The 25,335-nt window shown below is 68.2% G+C and carries 18 protein-coding genes; 3 read left to right on the top strand and 15 right to left on the bottom strand.

From position 1 onward, the window contains the following. Positions 1–400 precede the first annotated feature (400 nt). The 7 genes from CXY79_RS04910 to CXY79_RS04940 all read right to left on the bottom strand — a co-directional run bounded on the left by CXY79_RS04910 (position 401) and on the right by CXY79_RS04940 (position 11,483). Positions 401–1,012 carry a histidine phosphatase family protein gene (locus CXY79_RS04910; protein ID WP_104100035.1) on the bottom strand — a complete coding sequence of 204 codons (612 nt, stop codon included), beginning with the start codon at positions 1,010–1,012 and terminating at the stop codon, positions 401–403. Between the two features lie 96 nt (positions 1,013–1,108). Further along, positions 1,109–1,993 (bottom strand): fructose-bisphosphatase class II family protein, encoded by an 885-nt coding sequence (locus tag CXY79_RS04915; protein ID WP_104100036.1) that lies wholly within the window; start codon positions 1,991–1,993, stop codon positions 1,109–1,111. A gap of 150 nt (positions 1,994–2,143) precedes the next feature. After that, positions 2,144–5,449, bottom strand: a complete 3,306-nt coding sequence (locus CXY79_RS04920) for a DEAD/DEAH box helicase (protein WP_158250223.1) — start codon at positions 5,447–5,449, stop codon at positions 2,144–2,146. Positions 5,450–5,518: 69 nt separating this feature from the next. Beyond that, a complete protein-coding gene (locus CXY79_RS04925; protein ID WP_104100038.1) occupies positions 5,519–7,072 on the bottom strand; it encodes an APC family permease in 1,554 nt (517 codons plus the stop codon). Between the two features lie 15 nt (positions 7,073–7,087). After that, positions 7,088–7,975, bottom strand: a complete 888-nt coding sequence (locus CXY79_RS04930) for a universal stress protein (RefSeq protein WP_233191258.1) — start codon at positions 7,973–7,975, stop codon at positions 7,088–7,090. Between the two features lie 36 nt (positions 7,976–8,011). After that, on the bottom strand, positions 8,012–9,985 hold the full coding sequence (locus tag CXY79_RS04935) for a primary-amine oxidase (RefSeq protein WP_104100039.1): 1,974 nt from the start codon (positions 9,983–9,985) through the stop codon (positions 8,012–8,014). A 67-nt stretch (positions 9,986–10,052) separates the two neighbouring features. Next, a complete protein-coding gene (locus tag CXY79_RS04940) occupies positions 10,053–11,483 on the bottom strand; it encodes an aminobutyraldehyde dehydrogenase (RefSeq protein ID WP_104100040.1) in 1,431 nt (476 codons plus the stop codon). A 240-nt stretch (positions 11,484–11,723) separates the two neighbouring features. On the opposite strand from CXY79_RS04940, the gene CXY79_RS04945 reads away from it, so the two are divergent. Together CXY79_RS04945 and CXY79_RS04950 are read left to right on the top strand one after the other, a co-directional pair. Further along, positions 11,724–13,913 (top strand): ATP-dependent Clp protease ATP-binding subunit, encoded by a 2,190-nt coding sequence (locus CXY79_RS04945; RefSeq protein ID WP_104100041.1) that lies wholly within the window; start codon positions 11,724–11,726, stop codon positions 13,911–13,913. Positions 13,914–14,018: 105 nt separating this feature from the next. Further along, complete coding sequence (locus CXY79_RS04950) at positions 14,019–15,065, top strand: zinc-dependent alcohol dehydrogenase family protein (RefSeq protein WP_104100042.1); 1,047 nt, start codon at positions 14,019–14,021, stop codon at positions 15,063–15,065. Here the strand turns inward: CXY79_RS04950 and CXY79_RS04955 are convergent. The 8 genes from CXY79_RS04955 to CXY79_RS04990 form a co-directional block, all read right to left on the bottom strand. Beyond that, positions 15,043–16,539: an NAD(P)/FAD-dependent oxidoreductase gene (locus tag CXY79_RS04955; RefSeq protein WP_104100043.1), complete on the bottom strand. Its 1,497-nt coding sequence runs from the start codon at positions 16,537–16,539 to the stop codon at positions 15,043–15,045. The two genes, CXY79_RS04950 and CXY79_RS04955, sit on opposite strands and share 23 nt — an antisense overlap. A gap of 64 nt (positions 16,540–16,603) precedes the next feature. Beyond that, positions 16,604–17,221 (bottom strand): nitroreductase family protein, encoded by a 618-nt coding sequence (locus tag CXY79_RS04960; RefSeq protein WP_104100044.1) that lies wholly within the window; start codon positions 17,219–17,221, stop codon positions 16,604–16,606. A 186-nt stretch (positions 17,222–17,407) separates the two neighbouring features. Next, positions 17,408–19,099 carry a long-chain-fatty-acid--CoA ligase gene (locus CXY79_RS04965; RefSeq protein ID WP_104100045.1) on the bottom strand — a complete coding sequence of 564 codons (1,692 nt, stop codon included), beginning with the start codon at positions 19,097–19,099 and terminating at the stop codon, positions 17,408–17,410. Next, positions 19,096–20,166 carry a low specificity L-threonine aldolase gene (locus CXY79_RS04970; RefSeq protein WP_233191259.1) on the bottom strand — a complete coding sequence of 357 codons (1,071 nt, stop codon included), beginning with the start codon at positions 20,164–20,166 and terminating at the stop codon, positions 19,096–19,098. The genes CXY79_RS04965 and CXY79_RS04970 overlap by 4 nt, the downstream gene beginning before the upstream one ends. A gap of 182 nt (positions 20,167–20,348) precedes the next feature. Beyond that, on the bottom strand, positions 20,349–21,386 hold the full coding sequence (locus CXY79_RS04975) for an ABC transporter permease (protein ID WP_104100102.1): 1,038 nt from the start codon (positions 21,384–21,386) through the stop codon (positions 20,349–20,351). A gap of 116 nt (positions 21,387–21,502) precedes the next feature. After that, entirely contained in the window at positions 21,503–22,387 is an 885-nt protein-coding gene (locus tag CXY79_RS04980; RefSeq protein WP_104100103.1) for an ABC transporter ATP-binding protein, read from the bottom strand. A 58-nt stretch (positions 22,388–22,445) separates the two neighbouring features. Further along, complete coding sequence (locus CXY79_RS04985; RefSeq protein WP_233191261.1) at positions 22,446–23,117, bottom strand: SDR family NAD(P)-dependent oxidoreductase; 672 nt, start codon at positions 23,115–23,117, stop codon at positions 22,446–22,448. Beyond that, positions 23,110–24,507, bottom strand: coding sequence for a DUF6421 family protein (locus CXY79_RS04990; protein WP_104100047.1), 1,398 nt, complete (start codon positions 24,505–24,507; stop codon positions 23,110–23,112). The genes CXY79_RS04985 and CXY79_RS04990 overlap by 8 nt, the downstream gene beginning before the upstream one ends. A 443-nt stretch (positions 24,508–24,950) precedes the next feature. Between CXY79_RS04990 and CXY79_RS04995 the strand changes: the two genes are divergently transcribed. Then, positions 24,951–25,331 (top strand): DUF1622 domain-containing protein, encoded by a 381-nt coding sequence (locus tag CXY79_RS04995; RefSeq protein WP_104100048.1) that lies wholly within the window; start codon positions 24,951–24,953, stop codon positions 25,329–25,331. Positions 25,332–25,335 lie beyond the last annotated feature (4 nt).

The following is a 25,335-nucleotide window of genomic DNA, read 5'->3' on the forward strand; positions in this document are numbered from 1 at the left end:
TAGGACACCGCCGGACTCAACGTAGCAACACACACAATGGCCACCCCAACGGGTGGCCATTGTGCGTTAACCACCACCACCGCCCCGCCCGGTGGCCACCAACAGCGACGCCCCCGCCCCATCCACCCCGCGGCGCACATCCGGCAGCGGTCGTGGCCAACTCAGGAGATCCAGCCGGGCCGTGCCGGGCATCCGCACCAATGCCGCACTAACCCGCGGCGGCCGTCTACTGCGGGCAACAGATGTCCTGAGTTAGCCACACACACACGGGCTCTGGTGCGAGGGCGCACACCTGCACCGACGACAGAGGGCCACCCGCGCGAGGGGGCCTGCCGTCGCTAAGCGAGGGTGAGTAGGCCCGTTCCGGGTGCAGTCATGCGGGGTGCGGGACCGGCGGCTGCTAGTTGATGGGGAGGAGGTTGCCGGCGGGGACGGGCTCGCCGTTGAGGACGTCGAGGGTCCAGCCTGCCTGGTCATGGACGACCACGTTGAGGGAGGCGTTCCTGATCGTGTCGACGGGCTTCTCGAGCGCCTGCATCAGCGTCAGTCGGATCAGTGTTCCGTGGCTGACGACGATGATACGGGCACCCGGGTGGTTGCGGGCCAGCAGCTGCAGGGCCTCGACTCCGCGGTCGGCGACACTGGCCTCGGTTTCGGCGCCGTGGAAGCCGCCGATTCCGGTGGGGCCGCCGGGGACGCGGAGCGCGTCCAGCTCGGGGCCTGCGCCCAGTCCCTCGGCGGGACCGTAGTTGCGCTCGACGATCCCTGGGATGCGACCGGTGACGGTCAGGCCGAGGCCCCGGGCGATGAGATCGGCCGTCTCGGCTGCGCGGCTGAGTGGTGAGGAGACGACGAAGTCCCACTCCTGTGCGGCCAGGTGGCCGACGGCATCCGCTGCCTGGCCACGCCCGGTGTCATTGAGCGGGATGTCGGAGTGGCCCTGGATACGCAGAGCGGCATTCCAGTCGGTCTGGCCGTGGCGGATCAGGGCAAAGGTAGTTGTGGAACTCACCGTTCTATTCTGCCTCGGGCTGAGGTCGGGAGATGAATCGGGTCTCGACCGGGTCGAACATCGGGCGGATCGACTTTTGGAGCAGAGCGCGGTGGCTCAGGTGACCGGGGACGACGCGAAAAGCACGTGCTTGCTCGCCACCAGGTCTGCTGCGTCGTAGATGCGGGTGAGGTCGAGGCCCGCGGCCCGGGCGCCGCGCTCTTCGGGCTCACTCTGCGGGGCCATCCGCCCGAGCATCACGCCGCCGAGGGCGCGCACGGCGCAGGCCGCGATGACGCCTTCCGGGGTACCGCCGATTCCCATCGAGAGGTCGATCGCGGCATCCGTCGATGCGGCGGCGATGGCCGTGGAGACGTCACCCTCGGCCGTGCGGAGCACGCGTGCTCCGGCGCACCCGAGTTCGCGGATGAGTTCGACGTGGCGCGGTTTGTCGAGCACAGCGACGGTGAGCGCGGTCTCGGGGATGCCGCTGGCGAGCGAGAACGCACGGAGGTTGCGGGTGGCGGAGGCGTGCAGGTCGAGCACGCCGTGACCGGCTGGGCCTGAGATGAGCTTCTCCATGTAGAAAACACCGGCGGGATCGAACATCGTGCCTCGGGGGGAGATGGCGATCACGCACACCGCCCCGGGCAGGTTCCGGGCGACGAGGGTCGTGCCGTCGAGCGGGTCGACTGCGATGTCGCAGTCCGGTCCGTTCCCCGTGCCGAGCTGCTCCCCGTTGGCAAGCATGGGGGCCTGGTCCTTCTCGCCCTCGCCTATCACCACGGTTCCGCGAAAAGGCGCGGTCAGGAGAACGGCACGCATGGCGGCGACGGCCGCCTGGTCGGCGTTGATCTTGTCGCCGCGACCCACCCAGGGCAGTGTGGCGCGTGCCGCCGCCTCGGTCGACGCGCGCACGGCGGCGACCAGCCCGGCCGGCCAGCCCTCGGCTCCGATCACGGTGGATTCGGGCAGGGGAGCGAACGGGCGGTGCTGCGGCATGGGCTACCTCTTGCTGGGACGGCGGTCTCGTGACCGGCAGCTGAAAGCCTACTCGCGTGCCCGGGGCGGGCACTCGTGCGGGCGACAGCGCGGGCGACAGCGCGGGCGACTCAGCGCGGGCGACTCAGCGGGCGGGTACCGGTGCGTGGGCTAAGCGAGCAGCTCACGAATGTCGGCGGCCGTCAGGGCGGTCCCGCGCGCGGCGCCATCCGTCATCACGCTCTCGAAGAGGCGGGCCTTCGTGGCCTTGAGGGCCATCACCTTTTCCTCGATCGTGTCCCGGGAGACCAGGCGGTAGACGAAGACGTTCTTCGTCTGGCCGATCCGGTGCATGCGGTCCACGGCCTGCGCCTCGGTGGCCGGGTTCCACCACGGGTCGAGCAGGATGGCGTAGTCGGCCTCGGTCAGGTTCAGGCCGAACCCGCCGGCCTTGAGGCTGATCAGGAAGACCGAATTGTCGCCGGCCTTGAAGCTCTCGATCACCTGCGCCCGGTTGCGGGTCTTGCCGTCGAGGTAGGAATAGCTGATGCCCGCGGCGTCGAGGCGTGCGCGGGCCTTGCCCAGGTACTTTGTGAACTGGCTGAAAATGAGGGTGCGATGCCCGCCGGCGACGACGTCCTCCAGCAGTTCGAGGAGCACGTCGAGCTTGGTCGACGGGATGTCGTCGTACTTCGTGTCGTAGAGGCTGGCATCGAGGCTGAGTTGGCGCAGCATGGTGAGCGAGCGGAAGATCTCGAAACGGTTGGAGTTCATGTCGTCGATCAGGCCGAGCACCTTCTGCCGTTCCCGCTGCAGGTGGGTGTCGTAGACCGCGCGGTGCTTCGGGTGCAGCGTGAGCTCAAGCACCTGCTCCTGCTTGGTGGGCAGGTCGCCGGCCACCTGCTCCTTCGTGCGGCGCAGCATGAACGGGCGGATGCGGCGGCGCAGCTGGTCGAGCCGGTCGCCGTCGGCATCCTTCTCGATCGGTTTCTGGTAGTAGTCGCCGAAGCGGCCGGGGCTGGGGAACAGTCCCGGTGCCGTGATTGAGAGCAGCGACCAGAACTCCATCAGGTTGTTCTCCAGCGGCGTGCCCGTGATCGCGAGCTTGAACGGGGTGGCCAGGCGGCGGGCGCACTGGTGGGCGCGGGACTTGCGGTTCTTGACGAACTGGGCTTCGTCGAGCAGCAGCCCGGACCAGGCCAGGGCCTCGTAGTCGCCGAAGTCCAGCCGGAATAGCGTGTACGAGGTGACGACGACGTCCGCGCCGGCGTGCAGCGAGGCCAGAGTGCTGCTGCGCTTGCCGGCGGTCTCGGTGATCGCGGCCACCCGCAGGCCGGGCGCGAATCGGGCGCACTCGGCCGCCCAGTTGGAGACCACGCTGGTGGGTGCCACGACCAGGAACGGCGCGCTCTGCCCCGGCTGCTCCCGCACGCGTTCCATCAGGGCGATGGCCTGCAGGGTCTTGCCGAGGCCCATGTCGTCGGCGAGGATGCCTCCCAGTTGATGGTCGTAGAGAAAGCTCACCCACTCGAAACCGGCCTGCTGATAGCCGCGCAGGGTGGCGTCGACCCCGGCCGGCAGCGGCTGTTCCGGAATCTGGGCGACGTCGGTGAGCCCGGACACGGTGTCGCGCCACGCGGCCGCCTGGCCGGCGACGACCCCGAGGGACTGCAGCTCCTCCCAGAGGTCGGCCTGGAACGGGCTGATCCCCAGGGACTCGGCGCCGGCGTCCTGCAGCCCTCGGGCCTCCTCGATCAGCCGGCGGAGCGTGTGCAGTTCGGGGCGGTCTAGATTGAACCAGGTGCCGCTGGGCAGGATCATCAGCTGCTGACCGACCGCCAGGGCCCGGAACAGGCTGTCGAACGGGATCTCCTCGCCGTCGATGCTGACGGCCACCTGCAGGTCGAACCAGTCCCGGTCATCCGGGCGTTCGGTGGTGCCCACGGTGATCACCGGCGCCTCGTCGGCCTGGCGGTAGTCGGGGGCATCGCCGGCGACCAGCACGGTGACATGGTCTGCGGCCGCCAGGGTCGGCACCACGGAGTCGAGGAAGCCGAGCATGGCGGTGCCGGCCAGGGTGGCGCGCTCGATCAGTACCGGCAGGCCGCTCTGCTGCCCTACCAGGGCCGGCACGGAGGTGAGGAGCGCCTGCACGTCGTGCAGGATCTGTCCCTCCCGGGTGCCGTCGCGAAACCTGTCATCGTCCGGCACCGGGCGGAGTGGCTGGTGGTATTCCGGGTAGTGCCACACCCAGTGCAGGGTGATGCGGGCATCCATCTGGTGCGTGACGGTCAGGGCCAGCACGGGCTGCGGGGTCTCGGGCAGGGCGAACGACTCGTCCCGGCTGGTCACGGTGACCCGGTGCCGAAGGAACGGGTAGAACTCGGCCAGGAAGTCGGCCTCGTCCGCGCCCGGCACCGCGATGGTGTCGGAGGCCGCCATGGACCGCAGCTCCCGGCTGATCTCGCCCGACAGCGGGGCGAGGGTGATCTGCGGGGAATCGCTGCCGGACTGGCCCGCCCAGGTGTAGACGCCGTGGGCGGGGTTGCCGATGAACCCGAACGTGCCGCGCGCCTGCGGCTCGTCGCCCAGCAGCAGGACGGGGCGCAGCGTGAGGCCGTCGGACACACGACGGATGTCCAGCTCGAGGCACGCAGGAACGGGCGAGACGAGCACGGGATCCTGCTGCGCCGTGGCGGAGACCAGGGGGAGCCCGGCGTTCGCCGCGTCGTCGAGCAGGTCCCAGAGCGCTCGGTCGGGGAAAGCGTCGACCGGAATCCACTGGGTGGAGGTGGCGTAGTACGGGCGGGCCGCGAACTGCAGCGCGTAGAGCGCCGAGAGCACCCGCAGCTGGCCGCGGTCGAGCGACCCGTCGGTGGTCAGGTTCTCCCAGGTGACGCTGCCCCGGATCCACTTGCCCTGCTTGCCCATCATCACGGGCCGCGCCGCCAGCCGGCGCAGCCCCGGCTGACTGGCGAAACGCCCGTGCTCGGGAGCGAGAAGTTGGAACTGGAGGGCGAGGCGGGTGTCTGCGGACGGCGCGGAATCCGGTCGCGTCAGAGGAGCCAGCGTACTTCGCCACGCTGCCCGTGCGGAGAACCCGGCGGTGCCGACGGCCGACCCGGGCTCGCGGCCCAGGGCGGTGGCGGGGGCACCCGGCACTCCGCCGAGGCTGCGGCCCACGGCGCCGCCCTGGCTCGCGATCAGCAGCGCGGCGACATGCTTGCAGTTGCGCTTCATCGGGCAGGTGCAGACGCCGGATGCCCGCACCGCGGCGCCGGCGGAATCAAGGGTGAACGAGACGGTCACCGAATAGGGCGTCGGGTGAGAACCGCGCACCATGCCGAAGAGCTGGGTGTTCGAGCCGAACCAGGTCTCGGCATCAACGTGGCCGTTGCGGGCGTAGCGTTCGCCGCGTGAGAACGCCTGGCTGCCCACAAGGAGCGCGATGTCGTGGGAGCTGAACGTGTGGGCCATGGCGGGAACCATTCTTCCATGCCCCAGCCCGGCTGTGCCCGGCCGTGCCCGGCCGGGCGCATCAGGGGGCTACTCGACGTGCCCGTGTTCCTTCGAGGACCCCTTCGTCAACGTCTTTCCCTGGAAGAAGGCCGGGTTGACGCTGCGCTGGATCAGCATCAGCACGAGGCCGCCGATGAACAGCACCATCGCGAGGATGAACACGAGCCCGACCCCGCCGATGTTCGATCCGCTGCCGTAGTCGGGGTTCATGCTGTCGTAGAGAGTGGTTGCGAAGATGACCAGCAGGATGACCCCGCCGATCAGCGGCGCCAGGAGTTTGAGCAGGATGGCCCGGGGCCCGTTCAGCGAGTCGCGGAAATACCAGACGCAGGCAAACGCGGTGACCCCGTAGTAGAAGCAGATCATCATGCCCAGGGTCAGGATCGTGTCGGTGAGCACATCGGTGCTGAGCACGCGCATGATCGCGTAGAAGCCCCAGGCCACGATTCCTGCCATTACGGTGGCGAAGGCCGGGGACTTGTAGCGCGGGCTGATTGAGGCGAACCGCTTCGGGAACGCTTTGTAGTGGCCCATCGATAGCATGGTGCGTGCCGGCCCGACGAAGGTCGACTGCAGCGACGCGGCCGAGCTGGACAACACGGCCAGCGACATCAGGATGGCGAAGGGACCCATCACCGGTCCGGCGAGGGCGGCGAACACGTTGCCCTGGATCTCCTCATTGCCGAGTCCGAATTCGCCGGCGCCGATGCCGGAGAACATCAGGGCGGCGACCGCCACGAGGATGTAGAGCGCGAAGATGATGCCCACGGTCAACGTCGCCGCACGCCCGGGGGTTGTCTTCGGGTTCTTGGTCTCCTCGTTCATGGTCAGGGTGACGTCCCAGCCCCAGAAGATGAAGATCGAGAGCGAGACCCCGGCCGCGAAGGCCGAGAACGAAGGGGCGAGGAACGGGTTGAACCAGTCGGCGCTGAACGCAAGGGCATCGAAGGCGGTGCCTTCTACGACCTGCAGCAGGGCGGCGACGCTGAACCAGACCAGCACGATCAGCTGGAAGGCCACGAGCACGTACTGCACGGCCTTCGTGGTCTCCATGCCGCGGTACGAGACATAACAGGCCGCCACCATGAACACCAGACAGGTGAGCACGTTGATCACAACATTGTTCGTCAGGTCGGCGAGGCTCGGGTTGCCGAGAAGCTGGGCGAGCATCAGATAGAAGAAGTCGACGGCGACTCCGGCGAGGTTGGAGAGCACGACCACCGTCGCGACGATCAGACCCCAGCCGCCCATCCAGCCGAGCCACGGCCCGAAGGCGCGGGTGGCCCACGTGAAGGAGGTGCCGGCATCCGGCATGGCGTTGTTGAGCTCGCGGTAGCCGAGCGCCACCAGCAGCATGGGGATGAACCCGACCAGGAAGATGCCCGGCATCTGGGTGCCGACGGCCGCGACCGTCGGGCCGAGGGAGGCCGTCAGGGTGTACGCCGGCGCGATGCACGAGATGCCGATGACCGTGGCGCCGAGAAGCCCGATGGAGCCAGCGCTGAGGCCCTTCTCGGAAAGGCCGCCGGTGAGGGTGGAGGTGCCGGGCGTGGAGCCCGAGGAGGGATGTTGGCTAGTCATGGACTGTCCTTAGGGTCAGTGCGGCTTACGGGCGTCAGTGCCGGTGGGGACCACGATGAGGGGAACGGGGAGCGCGTGCAGCATGCGGTGCGCGGTGATGCCGAGGAAAATCGTGGTGGGCTGAGCCAGCCGGCTGGAGCCGACGAAGGCGATTTCGGACGGCTGCCAGTCGAGGGCCTCGACGGCGGCCTCGACGGTGTGCCCGGACGCGACCTCGGTGGTGATGGTGCCGCGCGCCTTCGACCGACTCTGGAAGTACTCCAGGACGCCGTCGAGGTGGGCCTGGCTCTCGCTCTCGTCGACCGGGTGCCGACGACCGGCGTCGACCTCCACGAGCGTGACGAAACGCAGGTCGACCGTGAGGTCCGCCGAGAAGGCCACCAGTGAGTCGAGCAGCGTCTTCCAGCCCGGCCGGGTGCCGATGGCGCAGGTGATCCGGGTCAGCTGTGCGGGAGCCTTGTAGCCGCGGGGCGCGAGGGCGACGGGCGCCGGCGAGGCGTGCAGGAGCGCGTTGGCCACGCTGCCGATCGTGAATCGGTTCATCAGGCCGCGGCGTGAGGCCCCGACGACGATGCGGTCCGAGTCGAACGCGCGAGCGGCCTGGAGCAGCCCTTCCGTGGTGGAGTCGGCGTAGAAGAGATGCGTTGTGGCGACCACGTCATCGGGAACCAGGGCCTTGCCCTGTTCCAGCCATTCGAGGGCCTGCTCCTCGAGCAGAGCCTGGTAGTCGGGGGAGGTGGAAGCACCGACCCGGGCCGGGACGGTGGATGAATGATGCGGAAGCACGAGGCACAGACGCAGCTCGGAGCGGGTCAGGCGCGCCAGCGCGACACCCAGCTCGACGGTGTCATTGCCCCGTTCGGTCGCTTCGTATGCGATGACGTAGTTGGCTACTCGGGTCACGCTGGTTTCTCCCTCGGTTCGCGACGGGTGTCGCACTCAGTGGTCATAGTGCTGTGGATTATGGGCGGGCTGGTCATGTTCATGGTCATGCTCGGCGTGCTCGCCCGGCGCACAGTGCGCCGGGCTGCGTTCCACGTCGAGCGACGGATTGCGGTCGAAGAAGCCGACCGGCTTGAGCCAGAACGACACGGTGTCGACCGGCATGATCGGCCACTCTTCCGGTCGGGTGATGTGGTGGATACCGAAGACGTACCAGAGCACGATATCGGCGTTCCGCACCGGCCGGCGAGCCTGGATCCACTCGGGCAGGCCGTGGTCGACCGCGCTCTGGTTGACGAACTCGCCGCACGGCCAGCGTTCGGACTCGTCGTTCGGGGTGACCCAGACCGTGTGCCCGATCACCTGGGCGCGTTGGAGGGCAGGCGCCGCCTGGTCGAAGAAGGACGGGATGGCTCCGCCGGGCACCAGCTTGTAGGACACGGGGGTGCCGAGGCCGTTGAGCGAGTTCTCGTTCACGACCTTCCAGGCCCGTTGGGTGTCCCAGTTGTAGTCGTCGAACCCCTCGGTCTCGATCGGGGTGTTCAGCTGGGTGATCGCGAGGCCGAGCGGGTTTGCGGCGCTGATCGGCTCGGCCTGCGTCTCGGTGCGGAACACCGTGTTCTCGCGGCCGTCGACGTCGAGGTCCATCCGGGCCACGATGAAGTGCTGGTGGAACGGCGCGTAGGTGCGCGTGTCGACCAGGGTTCCGTTGGGGTGCGGCTGGCCCTCGTCGAGGTGCGTCACCACCATGATCCCGGTGGCGCGCACCTCGCATTCCATGTTGCCGTCCTGGTAGAAGCGCCAATAGACGAGGTACTCGTAGTTCGCTACCGTGACGTGGAAGGACACGACGAGCCGGCGCATCCGGCGCACCTCGGCACTGCCGTTGTGGTCGACGTGCTTCCAGAGCACCGCGTTGTCTTCCTCGTGGATGCAGAACGCGTTCGGGATGCTGTACGGCTCGCCCTTGCTGTTGTGCAGCACGGCATCGAGGTAGCGGATTTCGCCGAGGCAGTCGCAGCCGAGCTCGAGCGAGGTGGTCATGAAGCCGAGGCCCCACTCGCCGATGTCGAAGGCGGTGCGACGGAAATGGTCGACGCTGGGGTCGCGGTAGGGCACGACCATCTCCGCGAACGACAACCGGTTGGCGATGGGCCGCACCCGGCCGCCGTCCCGGTAGCCCACGGTATGCAGGGTCATGCCCTCGCGGTAGTTGAAGCCCACCCGGAGCGACCAGTTCTGCCACTCGATCAGGTTGCCGTCGAGCGTGAAGCTCGGGCCGTCGGGCTGCCCGATGTCGAGCGGGGTGAGCGGCGGGCGCGGGCTTCGATCCCGGATGCGCCGGGGCACCAGGTGCGGCACGTATTCGCCCATTCCCGCCGGCGGTTCGACCGTGAACGAGTCCTCCACCTGGAGCAGTTCCATGGTGTTGACGTCGAGCACGAAGTGCAGGCCGCTGACCGGTCCCGCATAGGGGTTGGCGTCGGTGGACGCCCGGACCCAGACGTCTGACCAGCCCAGGCGGCGGCCGCGATACCGGTCGGGGATTACCGCGTCGCCGTAGGTCCAGGTGTCGATGAAGACCAGGTCGAGGTCGGTGATGCCCCGGCGGGCGAGAGTGGCGATCACATCGGGGTGGGCGCGAAGGGCGGCGTCGGCTTCCTCCCACTCGTCGACGGTGAAGTTCGCCTGCATCCCCGGCACCGTTTCCCACTCGAGCAGGGCGTCGGTCGTGAGCGAGACGACGCCCACCCAGGTGGTGTTCTCGGCGCGGTGGAGCACTACCAGCCGTGCGCGTCGGTCGGGAACCGCGCTGGTAGCTGTGAACTCGGCGACGGCGCTCCGGGGCGGCTCGACCAGCTCGATCGAGGTGAACCGCCACCCGTCGGCGACGCCGCGCTCGCGGGCGAGGATGGCGACGGCGGAGGTGAACTCAGCGGCGGAGAGCGGGTCGAGCGGGTGGAAAGTCATCGAGGGGCCTCTGTTCTCGTTGGCGGTGGTCGAGCCTGGCGGTGGTCGAGCCTGTCGAGACCCGTGTTTATTCCAGCGCGCTCATCACGTGCTTGATCCGGGTGTAGTCCTCGACGCCGTACATCGACAGGTCTTTGCCGTATCCGGACTGCTTGAAACCGCCGTGTGGCATCTCGGCGGTCAGCAGGAGATGGGTGTTGATCCACACCGCGCCGAAGTCGAGGTCGCGGGAGACCCGCATGGCCGTAGCGTGGTCGAGGGTCCACACGCTGGAGGCGAGCGCGTAGTTGACATCGTTCGCGAGCGTGACCGCGTGCTCCTCCGACGTGAAGGGCTGCACCGTGATCACCGGGCCGAACGTTTCCTCCTGCACGATCGCATCCGTTTGGCGCACCTGAGTGACGACTGTGGGCTCGAAAAAGAAGCCCTCGGTGCCGACCTGGTGTCCGCCGGTGGCAATGACAGCGTGGTCGGGCAGGGCCGCGACCTTGCGCGAGACGTCGCCGAAATGGTTGACGTTGTTGAGCGGCCCGAAGTAGTTGTCGGCGTCGTCGGCCGACCCGGTAGTGCGGCTGCGGGCCTCGGCGACGAGTGCGTCGACGAACTCGTCATGGATGGACTCGTGCACGAGCACTCGCGTGATGGCCGTGCAGTCCTGCCCGGCGTTATAGAAGGAGAAGTCGGCGATGGCGGCGGCGGTCACGCTGACGTCGACGCCGGCGAAGACCAGGGCCGGCGCCTTGCCGCCGAGCTCGAGATGGGCCCGCTTGAGCGTCTTCGCGGCGCCGGCGGCGACGGCCATACCGGCCCGCACGCTGCCAGTGATCGAGACCAGGCCGGGTACCGGATGCTCGACGATCGCGGCCCCGGTGCCGCCGTTGCCGAGCACGATGTTCATCACGCCGTCGGGGAGGATGCCCTGGCTGATCCGGGCGAGTTCGAGGGTCGACTCCGGGGTGGTGTCGCTGGGCTTGAGCACGAGGGTGTTGCCGGCCGCCAGCGCGGGGCCGATCTTCCAGATGGCCATCAGGAAGGGGAAGTTCCACGGGGTGACCTGCCCGACCACGCCGATCGGTTCGCGGCGTACCCAGGAGGTCATGCCGGGCAGATATTCACCGGCGGACTTGCCCTCGAGCAGTCGGGCGGCACCGGCGAAGAAGCGCAGCTGATCGGCGCCGGCCGCGACCTCGTCAACGGCGATCGTGGCGCGAGGTTGGCCCGTGTTGCGGTGCTGGGCCTCCACGATGGCGTCGCTCTCGGCATCGATCGCGTCGGCGAGGCGCAGCAGCGCGCGCTGCCGCTCGGCGGGAGTGGTGCGGCCCCAGGTGCGGAAGGCGGTCTTCGCGGCGGTCATCGCGTCGTCGACGTCGGCCGCGGTGGAGACCGGGGCCCGGGCAACCCGGCGTCCCGTTGTGGGATCGACGATGTCGAGCAGCTCGGTGCCGGAGGGAGTGACAAAGCGGCCGTTGATGAAGTTTTTAAGGGTGGGGGTGGCCACGGGCCTGATCCTCTGCGCTGAGTGTAGAAACGGGTCTTTTGTTCGGTAAGTATGGCATCCGACAGAGGAATTCGGATACCCGGACGAAAACTGGGTCGTGATGGGGCTGCCGCCGTAGCACCGCCGAGTTGTCTCCGGACCGCTGGCGCGTTTTCTCGATGTCCCCTAAACTTGAGTCCAACAGGCTCAGCTTTTTGCCGACCTGCGACGAGAGCGGCCGGCCCGAGAGAGGATCTTCCGATGCAAGCAGGTCAGCAACCGCCCCAGGATGAAGCGAAGACGGCGTTGGAGCAGTACGGTGTCAACCTCACCGAGATCGCCCGGACCGGCAAGCTTGACCCGGTGATCGGGCGGGACGCGGAGATTCGGCGGGTCAGTCAGGTACTCACCCGCCGCACCAAGAACAACCCGGTGCTGATCGGTGAACCCGGCGTGGGCAAGACCGCCGTTGTGGAGGGACTGGCCCAGCGCATCGTGGCCGGCGATGTGGCCGACTCCCTCAAGGGCAAGCAGCTGGTCTCCCTCGACCTGGCGGCCCTGGTGGCGGGGGCCAAGTATCGCGGCGAGTTCGAGGAGCGGCTCAAGGCCGTGCTCAAGGAAATCAACGACGCGCAGGGGCAGATCATTACCTTCGTCGACGAGCTGCACACCCTGATGGGTGCCGGCGGCGGCGAAGGGTCCGTGGCGGCCTCCAACATGCTCAAGCCCATGCTCGCCCGCGGCGAGTTGCGCCTGATCGGTGCGACCACGCTCAACGAGTACCGCGAATTCATCGAGAAGGATGCCGCCCTCGAGCGCCGGTTCCAACCGGTGCTGGTCGACGAGCCCAGTGCGGAAGACACTGTGGCCATCCTGCGCGGGCTCAAGGAGCGCTACGAGGCCCACCATAAGGTGTCGATCGCGGACTCGGCGCTGGTGGCCGCGGTCTCCCTCTCCAACCGGTACATCACCGCCCGCCAGCTGCCGGACAAGGCCATCGACCTGATCGACGAGGCGGCCAGCCGGCTGCGGATGGAGATCGACTCCGCTCCCGTGGAAATCGACGAACTGCGTCGAAGGGTGCAGAGGCTGGAGTTGGAAGAGCTCGCGCTGAAAAAAGAGAAGGACGACGCCTCTAAGGCTCGCCTGGGGAAGTTGCGTGCTGACCTTGCCGAATACACGGTGGCCCTTGCTGAGCTGCAGGACCGCTGGGACAAGGAGCGTTCCTCGCTCAACCGGATCGGCGATCTGAGGAAGCGCTTGGTGAGCACCCGCAGCCAGGCCGAGGTGGCCGAGCGCGAGGGCAACCTGGAGAAGGCGTCCAGGCTGCTCTACGGCGACATCCCGGTGATCGAACGGGAACTCGCCGAAGCGGAGCAGACCGAGCAGGATGGGCCGCGGATGGTCGGTGACCAGGTCACCGCGGAGGACATCGCCGCCGTGGTCGCGATGTGGACCGGCATCCCGGTAGGGCGGCTGCTGCAGGGCGAGACGGAGAAGCTGCTGAACCTCGAGGGTGAGCTCGGGCACCGCTTGGTCGGGCAGAAGCAGGCCGTGCGCGCGGTCGCCGACGCCGTGCGCCGCAGCCGGGCCGGCATCTCCGACCCGGACCGGCCGACCGGTTCGTTCCTCTTCCTCGGGCCGACCGGCGTGGGCAAGACGGAGCTGGCGAAGGCGCTCGCCGAGTTCCTCTTCGACGACGAAAAGGCGATGGTGCGCATCGACATGAGCGAGTACGGGGAAAAGTTTTCCGTGTCCCGTCTGGTCGGGGCTCCTCCCGGCTATATCGGCTACGAGCAGGGCGGGCAGCTGACCGAGGCCGTGCGCCGCCGCCCGTATTCGGTGATTTTGTTCGACGAGGTGGAGAAGGCGCATCCGGAGGTCTTCGATGTCTTGCTGCAGGTGCTCGACGACGGCCGGCTCACGGATGGCCAGGGCCGCACCGTGGACTTCCGCAACACGATCCTGGTGCTGACCTCGAACCTCGGGTCGGCGTTCCTGATCGACCCGGTGCTCAGCCGGGACGAGAAGGAGGCGGCCGTGCAGGCACTCGTGCGCAAGACGTTCAAGCCCGAGTTCGTCAACCGTCTCGACGACATCGTCGTGTTCGAATCGCTGTCGATGGAGGACCTCGGCCAGATCGTCGGGCTGCTCGTTGACCGGTTGGAAAAGCGGCTGATCGAGCGGCGGCTCGAGCTGGGCGTGACCCCGGATGCCCGCACCTGGCTGGCGGAACGCGGCTATGACCCGATCTACGGTGCGCGCCCGCTGCGGCGGTTGATGCAGACCGAGATCGACGACAGGTTGGCGACCGCGATCCTGTCGGGCGCCGTGCGGGACGGCGAGACGGTACGGGTGGACCTGGCGCCGGACGGGGAATCGCTCAGCGTCGCATCCGCCCCGTTGCTGGTCGTGGACCCGGCCGACCTCGACGACGACGCGCTGCTGTAGTTCTATCCGTCGCCGGATTTCGCGTTTAGCGGAATTCGGCGGGAATACGACGGAACGGGCCCCCTGCCCCGGTGACGGTCAGGGGGGCTGGCATAGGGTCGAAGCATGCGTGCAACAGTGATTTACGGGGAACGGGACATCCGCCTCGAAGAAGTATCCGATCCGATTCTCTCCACCGGCGGTGACGCCATCGTGCGCGTCGTCGCAGCCTGCGTCTGCGGCTCAGATCTCTGGCCCTACCGCGGCATCCATCCCACCGAGGAGCCGAAACGAATCGGCCACGAGTTCGTCGGCATCGTCGAGGAAATCGGCGCCGACGTCAGCCGGGTCAAGGTCGGCGACTTCGTCATCGCGCCGTTCTACGACTGCGATAACACATGCATCAACTGCCAGAACGGCACCAGCACCTCCTGCCTGAACGGCGGCTGGTGGGGCTCGGACGACCAGCTCGGCGGCTTCGCCGACGGCGCCCAGGGCGAGAAAGTGCGCGTGCCGCACGCCGACGGGTCGCTCGTTGCGACGCCGACCCTGCCCACCGACGCCCAGGTTCCCGGTCTCCTGGCCCTCGCCGACGTCATGGGCACCGGCCACCACGCCGCGGTCTCCGCCGGTGTGACCGCGGGCAGCACGGTCGTCGTCGTCGGCGACGGCGCGGTCGGCCTCTGCGCCATCATCGCGGCCAAGCGGCTCGGGGCCTCCCGGATCGTGGCCATGTCGCGTCACCCCGAACGGCAGATCGTGGCCCGCGAGTTCGGCGCGACCGAGATCGTCGAGGAGCGCGGCGAGGCCGGCGTGGCCCGCATCCGTGAGCTGTTCGACGGCATCGGCGCGGACTGCGTGCTCGAGTGCGTCGGCACCAAGGAGTCGATGGAGCAGGCCATCGCGTCGGCCCGTCCCGGCGGAATGGTCGGCTACGTGGGCGTGCCCACCGGCGGACCGATCGAGGTTAGCCCGCTGTTCGGGCGGAACGTGGGCCTGAACGGCGGCGTCGCATCCGTTCGCGGCTACGTCGAAGAGTTGCTGCCGGAGGTGCTCTCGGGTGCCATCAACCCCGGCCGCGTGTTCGACCTGCAGCTGCCGCTGGCCGAGGTTGCCGAGGCCTACGCCGCCATGGACGAGCGCCGCGCCATCAAGGTGATGCTGCTCCCGTAGGCACGGAGATCACACGTGTCGGGAGGGGGATCTCGACGGGCTCGATCACCGCGACGGGCAGGATCACCGCGGCCGGCTTCGGCGCTTCCAGCAGTAGTCGACGGGCCGTGAGGCCGATGACGGCACTGTAGGTGGGGTAGGCGAAGCGCACCCGGGCCAGAGTGGCGACGTCGACGCCGGCGGCCATCGCCGTCGTCACGGATTGGATCACTTCGACCGCGTTCTCCCCGGTGGCATGGGCGCCGAGGATCAGCTCCCGCCGCCGGTCGGCGATCAGCTTGAGGAAGCCAGGTTCCCGGCCGTCGATCACAGCGCGGTCGAGTTCGGCGTAGGGCACTGTCGCGACGACGCAGTGCGGGTCGCGAGCCCTGGCCTCCTCCTCGGTGAAGCCCACGCCCGCGTAGTCGGGGTCGGTGAAACCGCCGGCCGGGAGCAGGTGGTGCGGCGTTCTGCGATTGGCGCCCAGCACCGCGTTCTCGGCCGCGGCCTCGCCCTCGAATTGGGCCGCCTGTACGAGCATGTCCCGGCCGTTCGCGTCGCCGACCGCGAAAATATGGGGCACGACACTCCGGAAGTACTGGTCCACCGGGATGGCGGAACGTTCGATGGTGATGCCAGCCCGGTCGAGCCCGAGGTCGTCGACATCCGCCGGCCAACCGGTGGACATAATGACGGCGTCGAAGGCGGAAGACTGTTCCGTTCCTTTTTCGCGCCAGGACAGGGTGAGGGTTCCGTCGGCGTCCGGCTCGATCGCCGTCACCGCTTCAATGCCCGTGTGCACGGCCACGCCCTGCTCGCGGAACGCCGCCGAGACCGTGGCGGAGATGTCGGAATCCGACGCCATCAGGATGCGCGGTGCCACATCGAGCACGGTCACGTCGGAGCCGAAGGAGCTGAACACCGTGACCAACTGGGCGCCGGTGTTTCCGGCGCCGATCACGGCTACCCGTCGGGGTAGCGACGGCAGCTTCAGAATGTCTTCCGGGACCGTCGCCAAGTGCGCCCCCGGCACGGCGAGTCGCCGAGAATGCCCGCCGACGCAGACCAGGAACGTGGCGGCGGTGAGGATGCGGCCGGTGTCCAGGACCACGGAATGCGGGTCGATGAATCGCGCCCGACCTTCCAGAACCAGTTCGATTCCGGCGGCCGCGAACCTCTCGGCCTCGCTCTTGATCGAGCGCACCTTGTTCACCCGCGACTGCACCCGGTCTCCCATGGTGGCCCAGTCGATGACGGGGTCGTTGACTACGATCCCGTAGGTATCTGCCGCGCGCACCTCGCGCATCAGGCGCGCCGCCTTGGCGAGCACCCTCGTCGGCACGCACCCCGTGTTCACGCAGGTCCCGCCGAGCTGGTCGGCCTCCGCCACGGCGACCCGGGCTCCCAGTTCGGCGGCACGGAGCGCCGCGGCCGTTCCCGCCGGCCCCGCGCCGATGATGACGACATCAAAGTGATTTGGGGTGTGTTCGGTCATCGTGGTCTCCACCGGTGTTCACTGCTGGGGGCAGCCGGGCGCGTTGCCGGGAAAAATAGTCGAATCATGTTTTTACCTGACGGGGCTGTGGAGTTACTGTGTCGGGGCGGGCTCTTGCTGCTGGTCGTTGACTAGTCGTTGACCAGTCGTTGACCAGGAGAAGCTCGACGAGAGGCTTGCGGGTGCGCGGGGCGGACTCGCGTTCGAGCAGCTCAGGGGAGAGCAGGGAGACGTCGCCGAGCACGCCGAGGGCGGTGCCGTCGAAGCCGCCGAGCTGGTGGGTGTGCAGTCCCTCGTGCTGGGCCTGGATCGTCAGATGGGCGACGGCCTGACCCAGGTCGTAGCGGGCCCACGGGTTCTCGCGGGTCACGTCGATCGGCAGGGTGGCGACGTTGACGATCAGCACGGAGGCGGCATCCGCCCCCGCCTTGTTGAAGCCCATCAGCGTCTCATGGATCTTCGCGAAGCTGTCCGAGCCGCGGCGGGCGACGATGAAGCGGGCCGGCTGCATGTTGCTGGCCGAGGGAGCCCAACGGGCGGCTTCGAGCACGGTGGTCAGAGTGGCTTCGTCGACGAGGGCCGTCGGGTAGAAGCCGCGGGGACTCCAGCGCCCGGCGAGCACGGGGAGGAGGAGCGACGCCGTGTGGGCGGCGCGGCTGAGGGTTTTGGTGATGAGGTTCATAGGCCCATCTTTTGCCGGAGTCTGGCTGGGATGGCGGGGCAACGCTGACCCATCCACTCCAACGCGGGCGGCGGCACACTATTCCGCTACCACCTGCCGCTGCGGTATACGCATCGCCGAAGCATCTCACGAGCGGGTAAGCGTCGGAATGCGGCGTCGAAACCGACGCTCTACCCGCTCTCGCGGCTACTCCTTGATCAAGCCGGCTCGCACCTCGCGGCGCAGCACCTTGCCGATCAGCGACCGGGGCAGCTCGTCGACCTCCACGACGGTGCGGGGCACCTTGTAGGCGGAGAGCCGGGTGCGGCAATACGTGCGGATGGCGTCGACGTCGAGGGTGGCCCCCGCCGCCAACACGACCGCGGCGGCGACGTCTTCGCCGCCGTTCGCGCTCGGCAGCCCGACGACGGCGGCGTCGGCGACATCCGGATGCGACAAAAGAGCGGCCTCGACCTCGGAGGGCGCCACATTGAAGCCGCCGGTGATGATGAGTTCTTTGATACGGTCGACGACCGTGACGAAGCCGTCGGAGGAGACGCGGACGATGTCGCCGGTGCGCAGCCAGCCTCCATCGAGAAGGGTCTTGGCGGTCTCGGTCGGCTGGTCCCAGTAGCCGGAAGAGACCTGTGGGCCACGGATGAGTAGCTCACCTTCCTCTTCGATCCCGCGGTTCACGGTCGGGTCGTCCGGGTCCACCACGCGGATCTCGGTGCTCGGGAACGGCACGCCCACCGTGCCGGGGCGCCGGCTCGGGCCCATCGGGTTGCCGACAGCGATCGGCGAGGCCTCGGTCATGCCGTAGCCCTCGACCAACAGCCCGCCGGTGGCGGCCTCCCAGCGTTCCACGATCGACACCGGCAGGCTCATCGCGCCCGAGATGGCGTAACGGATGCTGCGCAGGCTTACATTCTTCGCCGTCGCGGCCTTCACGAGCCGGTCATAGATCGGCGGGACGGCCGGCATGAATGTGGGTGGGGTGCGCCGGGCCGCATCGAGCAGCAGTCCCTCGTCGAACTTGGGAAACAGCACGAGCCGGGCGCCGGTGGCCATCGCGAACGTCAGACAGAGGGTCAGGCCGTAGGCGTGGAACATGGGCAGGACCGCGTAGAAGACCTCCTCGCCAGGGCGCAGCCCCTGCACCCAGGCCTCGCCCTGCAGGGCGTTCGAGCGCAGGTTGAAGTGGCTGAGGATGGCACCCTTCGGGGTGCCGGTGGTGCCGCTGGTGTATTGGAGCGCGGCGGTGTCGGTGACCTTCGGGCGCGGGTGGCCGGGGCGCAGCTTGCGTGAGCCGACGATGCCGGACCAGCTGAAGGCATCCTTGCCCAGCGGGCCCGAGGTCAGGGCGTCTCGCGACTCGCGGGCTTTAGCGATCGGCAGCTTGAGCAGGAGCCGCTTGGCGAGCGGCATCGCTTCCGTCAGGTTCACCGCGATCACGGTGCGCAGGCCCAGGTCGGCGGGGAAATCGGTGACGGTCTGGTAGATCTTGTCCCAAACGATGGCGACGCGGGCGCCGTGGTCTTCAAACTGGTGTCGGAGTTCACGTTCGGTGTAGAGCGGGTTGTGCTCGACGACGATCGCGCCCAGGCGTAGCACGGCGTAGAAAGCCACCACGTGCTGAGGGCAGTTCGGCAGCACAAGGGCCACCCGGTCGCCGGGTTTGACGCCGAGGCGCAGGAGGCCGTTTGCAGCCCGAGAGATCTGCTCGCCGAGCTCGGCGTAGGTGGTGGTGGCGCCGAAGAAGTCGAGGGCCACGCTGGGGCCGAACCGGCGCGCCGAGGTCTCGATCATGTCGGAGAGCGTGTCGGTCGGTTCCTGGATGGTACTCGGAACGCCGGGGGCGTAGGAGCCGAGCCAGGGTTTATTCTCGAAGACGTTCATCGGGCGGCCAGTTCTCTGATCAGGGCCGCGACGAATGCGTCGATGTCGGCCTCCTCGGTGTCGAAGCCGCACATCCAGCGCACCTCGTTGGTCGCGGGGTCCCAATCGTAGAACCGGAAGTGCCCGCGCAGGCGATCGGCCACGCCGGGGGGCAGGATCGCGAAGATCGCGTTGGCCTGAGTGTTCTGGGTGAAGGACAAGCCCTCGATTTCGCCGGCGGCGATACCGGTCTCGAGGGCGTGGCGCATCCGTGTGGCCATGGCGTTGGCGTGGCCGGCGTTTCGCTGCCAGAGGTCGCCGCCGAGCAGCGCGATCAGCTGGGCCGAGATGAAGCGCATCTTCGAGGCCAGCTGCATGTTCAGTTTGCGCAGGTAGAGCAGGCCCGCGGATGCCTCAGGGTTCAGGACCACGACGCACTCGCCGTACATCATGCCGTTCTTGGTGCCGCCGAAGCTGAGCACGTCGACGCCGGCGTCACGGGTGAAGGTGCGGAACGGCAGGCCCAGCGAGGTGGCGGCGTTGGACAGGCGGGCGCCGTCCATGTGCAGCTTCATGCCGTGGGCGTGTGCGTGGTCGGCGATGGCCCGCACCTCGTCGACCGTGTACGCGGTGCCGAGCTCGGTGGTCTGGGTGATCGACACCACGAGCGGTTGAGCGCGGTGTTCGTCGCCCCAGCCCCAGGCCTGCTGGTCGATCAGTGCGGGGGTGAGTTTGCCGTCGGGGGTGTCGACGGTGAGGAGCTTGATGCCGGCCACCTTTTCGGGGGCGCCCGCCTCATCCGTGTTGATATGAGCGGTGGATGCGCAGATCACGGCGCCCCAGCGCGGCAGCATCGACTGCAGGCCGATCACATTGGCGCCGGTGCCGTTGAAGACCGGGAAGGCTTCGACGCCCGCGCCGAAGTGTTCGGTGAAGACCTGCTGCAGCCGGGCAGTGTAGACGTCTTCGCCGTAGGCGATCTGGTGCGCGCCGTTGGCGGCGACGATCGCCTCGAGAATCTCGGGGTGCACCCCGGAGTAGTTGTCGGATGCGAACCCGCGCGAAGAAAGGTCATGGAGTTGAGTCACCCCTCCATCTTCGCGCATCCGTCTGCTCCGCTTCTGTGCGCTCGGTGTGCGAATTCGACGGAGATTTTGCGTTGAAACGGTGATTTCGGGCCGAAACCGGCCCGTGGGAGCAAAATCAACGTCGAATTGGTTCGGGGCAGGGTTCAGGTTCGGGGCCGGGATCGGGCTGGCGGGGCGGCAGGTCAGCCGCGCAGGGCCTGGCGCAACGTAACGCGGGCGCCCATCCGCAGCAGGGAGTTCGAGTAGATGCGGGAGCCCAGCAGGATGACCACGGCCGTCGAGGCGAGCAGGATGGCCAGCGAGAGCAGCGGCTCCCACCAGGCGGCCGTGCCGAGGAAGATGCGCATCGGCATGCCGACCGGGGCCGAGAACGGGATGTAGGACATGACGGCGAGCACGGTGGGGTTGTCGTTGAAAAAGATCACCAGAAAATAGGGAATCATCACGAGGAACAGCACGGGCGAGGTGGCCGAGCCCACGTCTTCCTGGCGGGAGACCATCGACGCGGTCGCGGCGAACAGCGCCGCAAGCATGACGAAGCCGAACGCGAAGAACACGGCGAACCAGACGATCGACGGCCCCACGGTGCCCAGCAACCCGAACTGGCCGGTCGTGGCCATGCCGATCGCCACCAGCAGGCCGATCGCCACGATCTGCCCGAAGGCCATGATGCTGTTGCCCACCACCTTGCCGCCGAGCAGGGCGCGCACCGGGATGGTGGTCATCAGGATCTCGACGACCCGGGTCTGCTTTTCCTCGACGACGCTCTGCGCGATGGTCGAGCCGAACGTGATCGCCGACATGAAGAAGACCAGCCCGAAGCCCAGGGAGACGAGGTAGACGAGGCCACCGCTCTGCCGCGATGTCGGCTCGAGCAGGCTCACCGCGGGGGTGACGCTCAGGGCCGCGAGCACACCCACCGGCGGGGAGTCGAGGGCGATGACGCGCACGCCGAGCAGGGCATCCGCCCGGGTGGACGGAACGACCGCCGCGGAGACGGTGCCGTCCCGCACCAGGGACTCGGCAGCGCCGATGTCATCGGCCTTCACCATCGTGAACGACTCGGTCTGCTCGACGACCTGAGCGGCGGACCCCACGACGGCCACCTTCGGCATGGTCAGGTTCTGACTCGCAATACTGCCGGCGACGACGGAACCGACCGAGATGAGCAGCAGGATGCCGGTTGAGATCAGGAAGGCCTTGCTGCGCAGCCGGGCCATGATCTCGCGGGTCGCGACAAGCCACACACTCCGGGCGAAGCTCGGCGCCGGATACCGGGGGCGAACCTGCGGGCGTCCGATGTGTGGCGTGCCGGCGCGGTCGTTCCAGATGGTGCTCACTGCACGATCTCCTTGAAGATCGTGGCGAGGCTGGGCCGCTGTTGGCTGAACTGTGTCACCGGGGCCCGGGTGAGGGCCTGGCGCAGAACGGACTGGCTGGCGGCATCCGTTTCGGCTTCGAACACGGCGACACCCCCGGAGAGGTCGAGCACGGAGATGCCGGGCACGGTATGGATCCACTCAGCGTCGGCCGCGGTGCGCAATTCGAACCGGGGGCTGCTGTGCTGCTCGCGCAGCCGCTCTCGGGGGCCGTTGGCCCGGATCTCGCCGTCGGCGATGATGACGACGTCGTCGCAGAGGCGCTCGACGATGTCGAGCTGGTGCGAGGAGAACAGCACCGGCGCGCCCTGGGCGGCGAAGCCGGAGAGCACGCTCATGACCACTTCCACCGCGAGCGGGTCAAGGCCGGAGAACGGCTCGTCGAGCACGAGGAACTCCGGGTCGTGCACGAGCGCGGCCGCGATCTGGGCGCGCTGCTGGTTGCCGAGCGAGAGAGACTGCACCAGGTCACCGGCCCGCTCGCCGAGGCCGAGCCGGTCGAGCAACTCGGCGGTGTTGCGGCGGGCGGAAGCCGGGCCCAACCCGTGCAGGCGGGCCAGGTAGACGAGATGCTCGCCCACCTTCATCTTCGGGTAGAGGCCGCGCTCCTCCGGCATGTAGCCGAAGCGGCGGCGGTCGTCGCTGGTCAGCGGAACGCCGTCTTGCAGCACGGTGCCGGAGTCGGCCGACAGCACCCCCAGGATGATCCGCATGGTGGTTGTCTTGCCGGCGCCGTTCGCACCGACGAAGCCGGTCAGGCGTCCGCTCTCGACGCCGAAACTCACGTCGGTCAGCACCTGCCGGGTGCCATAACGCTTGTTTATGGTCCTGATGTCGAGCATGCCCACCCCTCTGTAGCCTGGTTCCACGCTAGCGCGCCGCGGGGTGCCGACGTCGGGTTCAGGGGGCCAAAAGCACGCGAGAAGTGTTGACGGATGCCGCCGACGCGTCCCACAGGCCGACCACCGCGGTCGCAAGTGCGGTTTCCAGCCCGGCGAGGGCACGCACGACGAAGATGACCGCCGCGGCATCCGCGCCTACTTTCGCGAAGCCCTGACCGACCGCGCGGGTCCAGGTTTCGGCGGCGGCCTTCGCGGCGGCGTAGTTCGCGCCGCCCGGGGCCGGCTTGTCGACCGATACCGACGACACGATCGCCAGGCGACCGGCCGGCGAGGCCAGCAGGTCGTCGTTGAACGCGCGGGTGGTGTTGCGCAGCGTGGCGACGACGTGCGCGTGCAGGAAATCCCAGTCCCCGTCGGACTGGCCGGCCAGCCCGCCGCCGCCGCGCCAGCCGCCGACCAGGTGGATCAGGCCGTCGATCGGACCGTGCTCGCCGTGCACGGCGTCGGCCAGGGCCGTGACCTGGGCGAAGTCGCCGAGGTCGCAGACATAGGTTGCGGCACCGGGAACCTCGGCGCGGAAGCCGCGCAGGCGCTCGGCGTTGGTGCCGACCGCGATCACGTGCGCGCCGGCATCCGTCAGCGCGGTGGCCACGGCGCGGCCGGCCGCGCTGGTCGCACCGGCGATGAGCACGGTGCGACCAGCGACGGCCCTGCCTGCGGTGTCAGTCACGCCCGGTGAGCCCGGCCGTCGACTCGATCACGGGCTTCATCTTCTTGTCGAGCGCCTCGAAGAACATCGACAGCGGGAACTCGTCGTCCAGAACAAGGTCGGTGTAGCCCTTCGGTGCGCCAGCAAGCACGTCCAGCGGCAGGCCGCGAGCCCACTGCGACGCCGGGTTCGGCGTGAGCGTCTCCGCGATCATGTCGTAGGCGGCCAGCCAGTGGGCCTTCTTCGGCCGGTCGATCGACGCCCAGTAGAGGTCGTCGATTCGCTTGCCCAGCGCGATGACCACGTCGGGCACGGCTTCCCAGTCGAAGGTGAGCCGGGTGTCGGTCCAGTGCAGCACGTGGTGCTGGTGCATCCACGCGAAGAGCAGCTGCCCGCCCAGCCCGTCGTAGTTCCGCACCCGGGTGCCGCTGATCGAGAATCGGAAGATCCGGTCGAAGATCACGGCGTACTGCACAAGTTTCGCGTGCCGGCGTGCTTCCGGGCTGGCGTTCTCGTCGCGTTCGATCGTGACCGATTCGCGGAACGCGGTCAGGTCGCAGCGCAGTTCCTCCAGGGAGTAGAGGAAGAACGGCATCCGCTGCTTGATCATGAACGGGTCGAATGGAAGGTCGCCGCGCATGTGCGTGCGGTCGTGGATGAGGTCCCACATGACGAAGGTTTCCTCGGTCAGGTGCTGGTCGTCGAGCAGCGCCGCCGCATCGGCAGGCAGTTCGAGACGCGTGATCTCGGCGGCCGCGCGCACGACCCGGCGGAACCGGGCAGCTTCGCGGTCGGCGAAGATCGCACCCCAGGTGAAGGAGGGGATCTGGCGCATGGCGACGGTCTCGGGGAATAAAACGGCCGAGTTGGTGTCGTAGCCGGGCGTGAAATCGAGGAAACGGATCGGCATGAACAGCTCGTTCGTGTACTCCTGCTCGAGCTCGTCGATGAATTCCGGCCAGATCACCTCGATCAGCACGGCCTCGACAAAGCGGTTCGCGCTGCCGTTCTGCGTGTACATCGGGAACACGACCAGGTGACGGATGCCGTCGGCCCGCTGCTGCTGCGGCTGGAACGCCATCAGGGAGTCGAAGAAGTCCGGCACGCCGAAGCCCTCGGTGCTCCAGCGGGTGAAGTCCCGGGTCACGGCCGCGAGGTAGGCGGCGTCGTGCGGGAACAGCGGGGCGAGCTCGTCAATGGCGGCGGCGATCACGCCGACGTGCGCCGCGGCATCCGCGTGGTCGGCGGCGACGGGGATGGAGCCGTCCTGCGCCTGGCTGGCCTGAAGCGAGGTGGCCGCGGACTTGAGCCGGAGCCAGGCCGGGCTTGTGGCCGGGTTGGCGGCGGTGACGGCATCCTCGAGAACCTCGGGCTCACCGACCAGTGCATCGTGCGCAACGTAATTCGACATGGGAACCTCCGTTCTTCGTGAGTGCCGCGGTCGCGGCGGGGTCGTTCGTGGTGGTGCTGGGTGGTGCCGGTGGTGCCATTTGGCGCCACGGTCCAGAGTAGCGGGAGGGTGCGGGCGTTTTCTTGCCATATCTCGCAACGAATCGCCGTGTTCCGACCCTCCGGTCGTCGAAAGCCCCCGTTCCGGTTGAAAGTGTGCGTTGTTCCGGTCATTCTCCGAGAATCGCCCATTGTGCCGAGTGCCGCCCTTCCGGCGGTGATTGTGGGCGCACACGGAGCTTTTGGTCTCTGCGGCGCGAGAGGGCGGTGCACGAGAACCGGCTGCCCGGGTCTCGACAGGCTGGGCCACCGGATGGCTCGACCACCGGATGGCTCGACCGCGGGGGTGGCCTGCGCTATCGTCGAGGCGACCATGCAGCGACCATGCAGCGAGGAGCGCCGCCGATGAACTTTGACGAGGTGATCTCGGCGGTCGTGCGGATCGTCGAGGCGGCCGGTGCAGCCATCATGGTGCTCGGCGGCGCGGCCGCGATGATCGCTGCGGTGCCGACCGCGCTGCGGGCCGACACCCGGCAGCGGGCCTATGAGAAGTTGCGCCGCAATCTGGGCCGGGCCATCCTGCTCGGGCTCGAAGTGCTGATCATCGCCGATATCATCCGCACGATCCTGGTGGATCCGACCCCGCAGAGCGTGCTGGTGCTCGGCGCGATCGTGGTGATCCGGGTGCTGCTCAGCTTCTCGCTTGAGGTGGAGATGGACGGCATCTGGCCCTGGTCCCGCTGGCGCCTCGCCGCGAACAAGGGCGGCACGCCGAACCTCAAGTAGCGCT

The sequence above is a fragment of the Cryobacterium sp. M96 genome (assembly GCF_002929845.1).
Lineage (GTDB): Bacteria > Actinomycetota > Actinomycetes > Actinomycetales > Microbacteriaceae > Cryobacterium > Cryobacterium sandaracinum.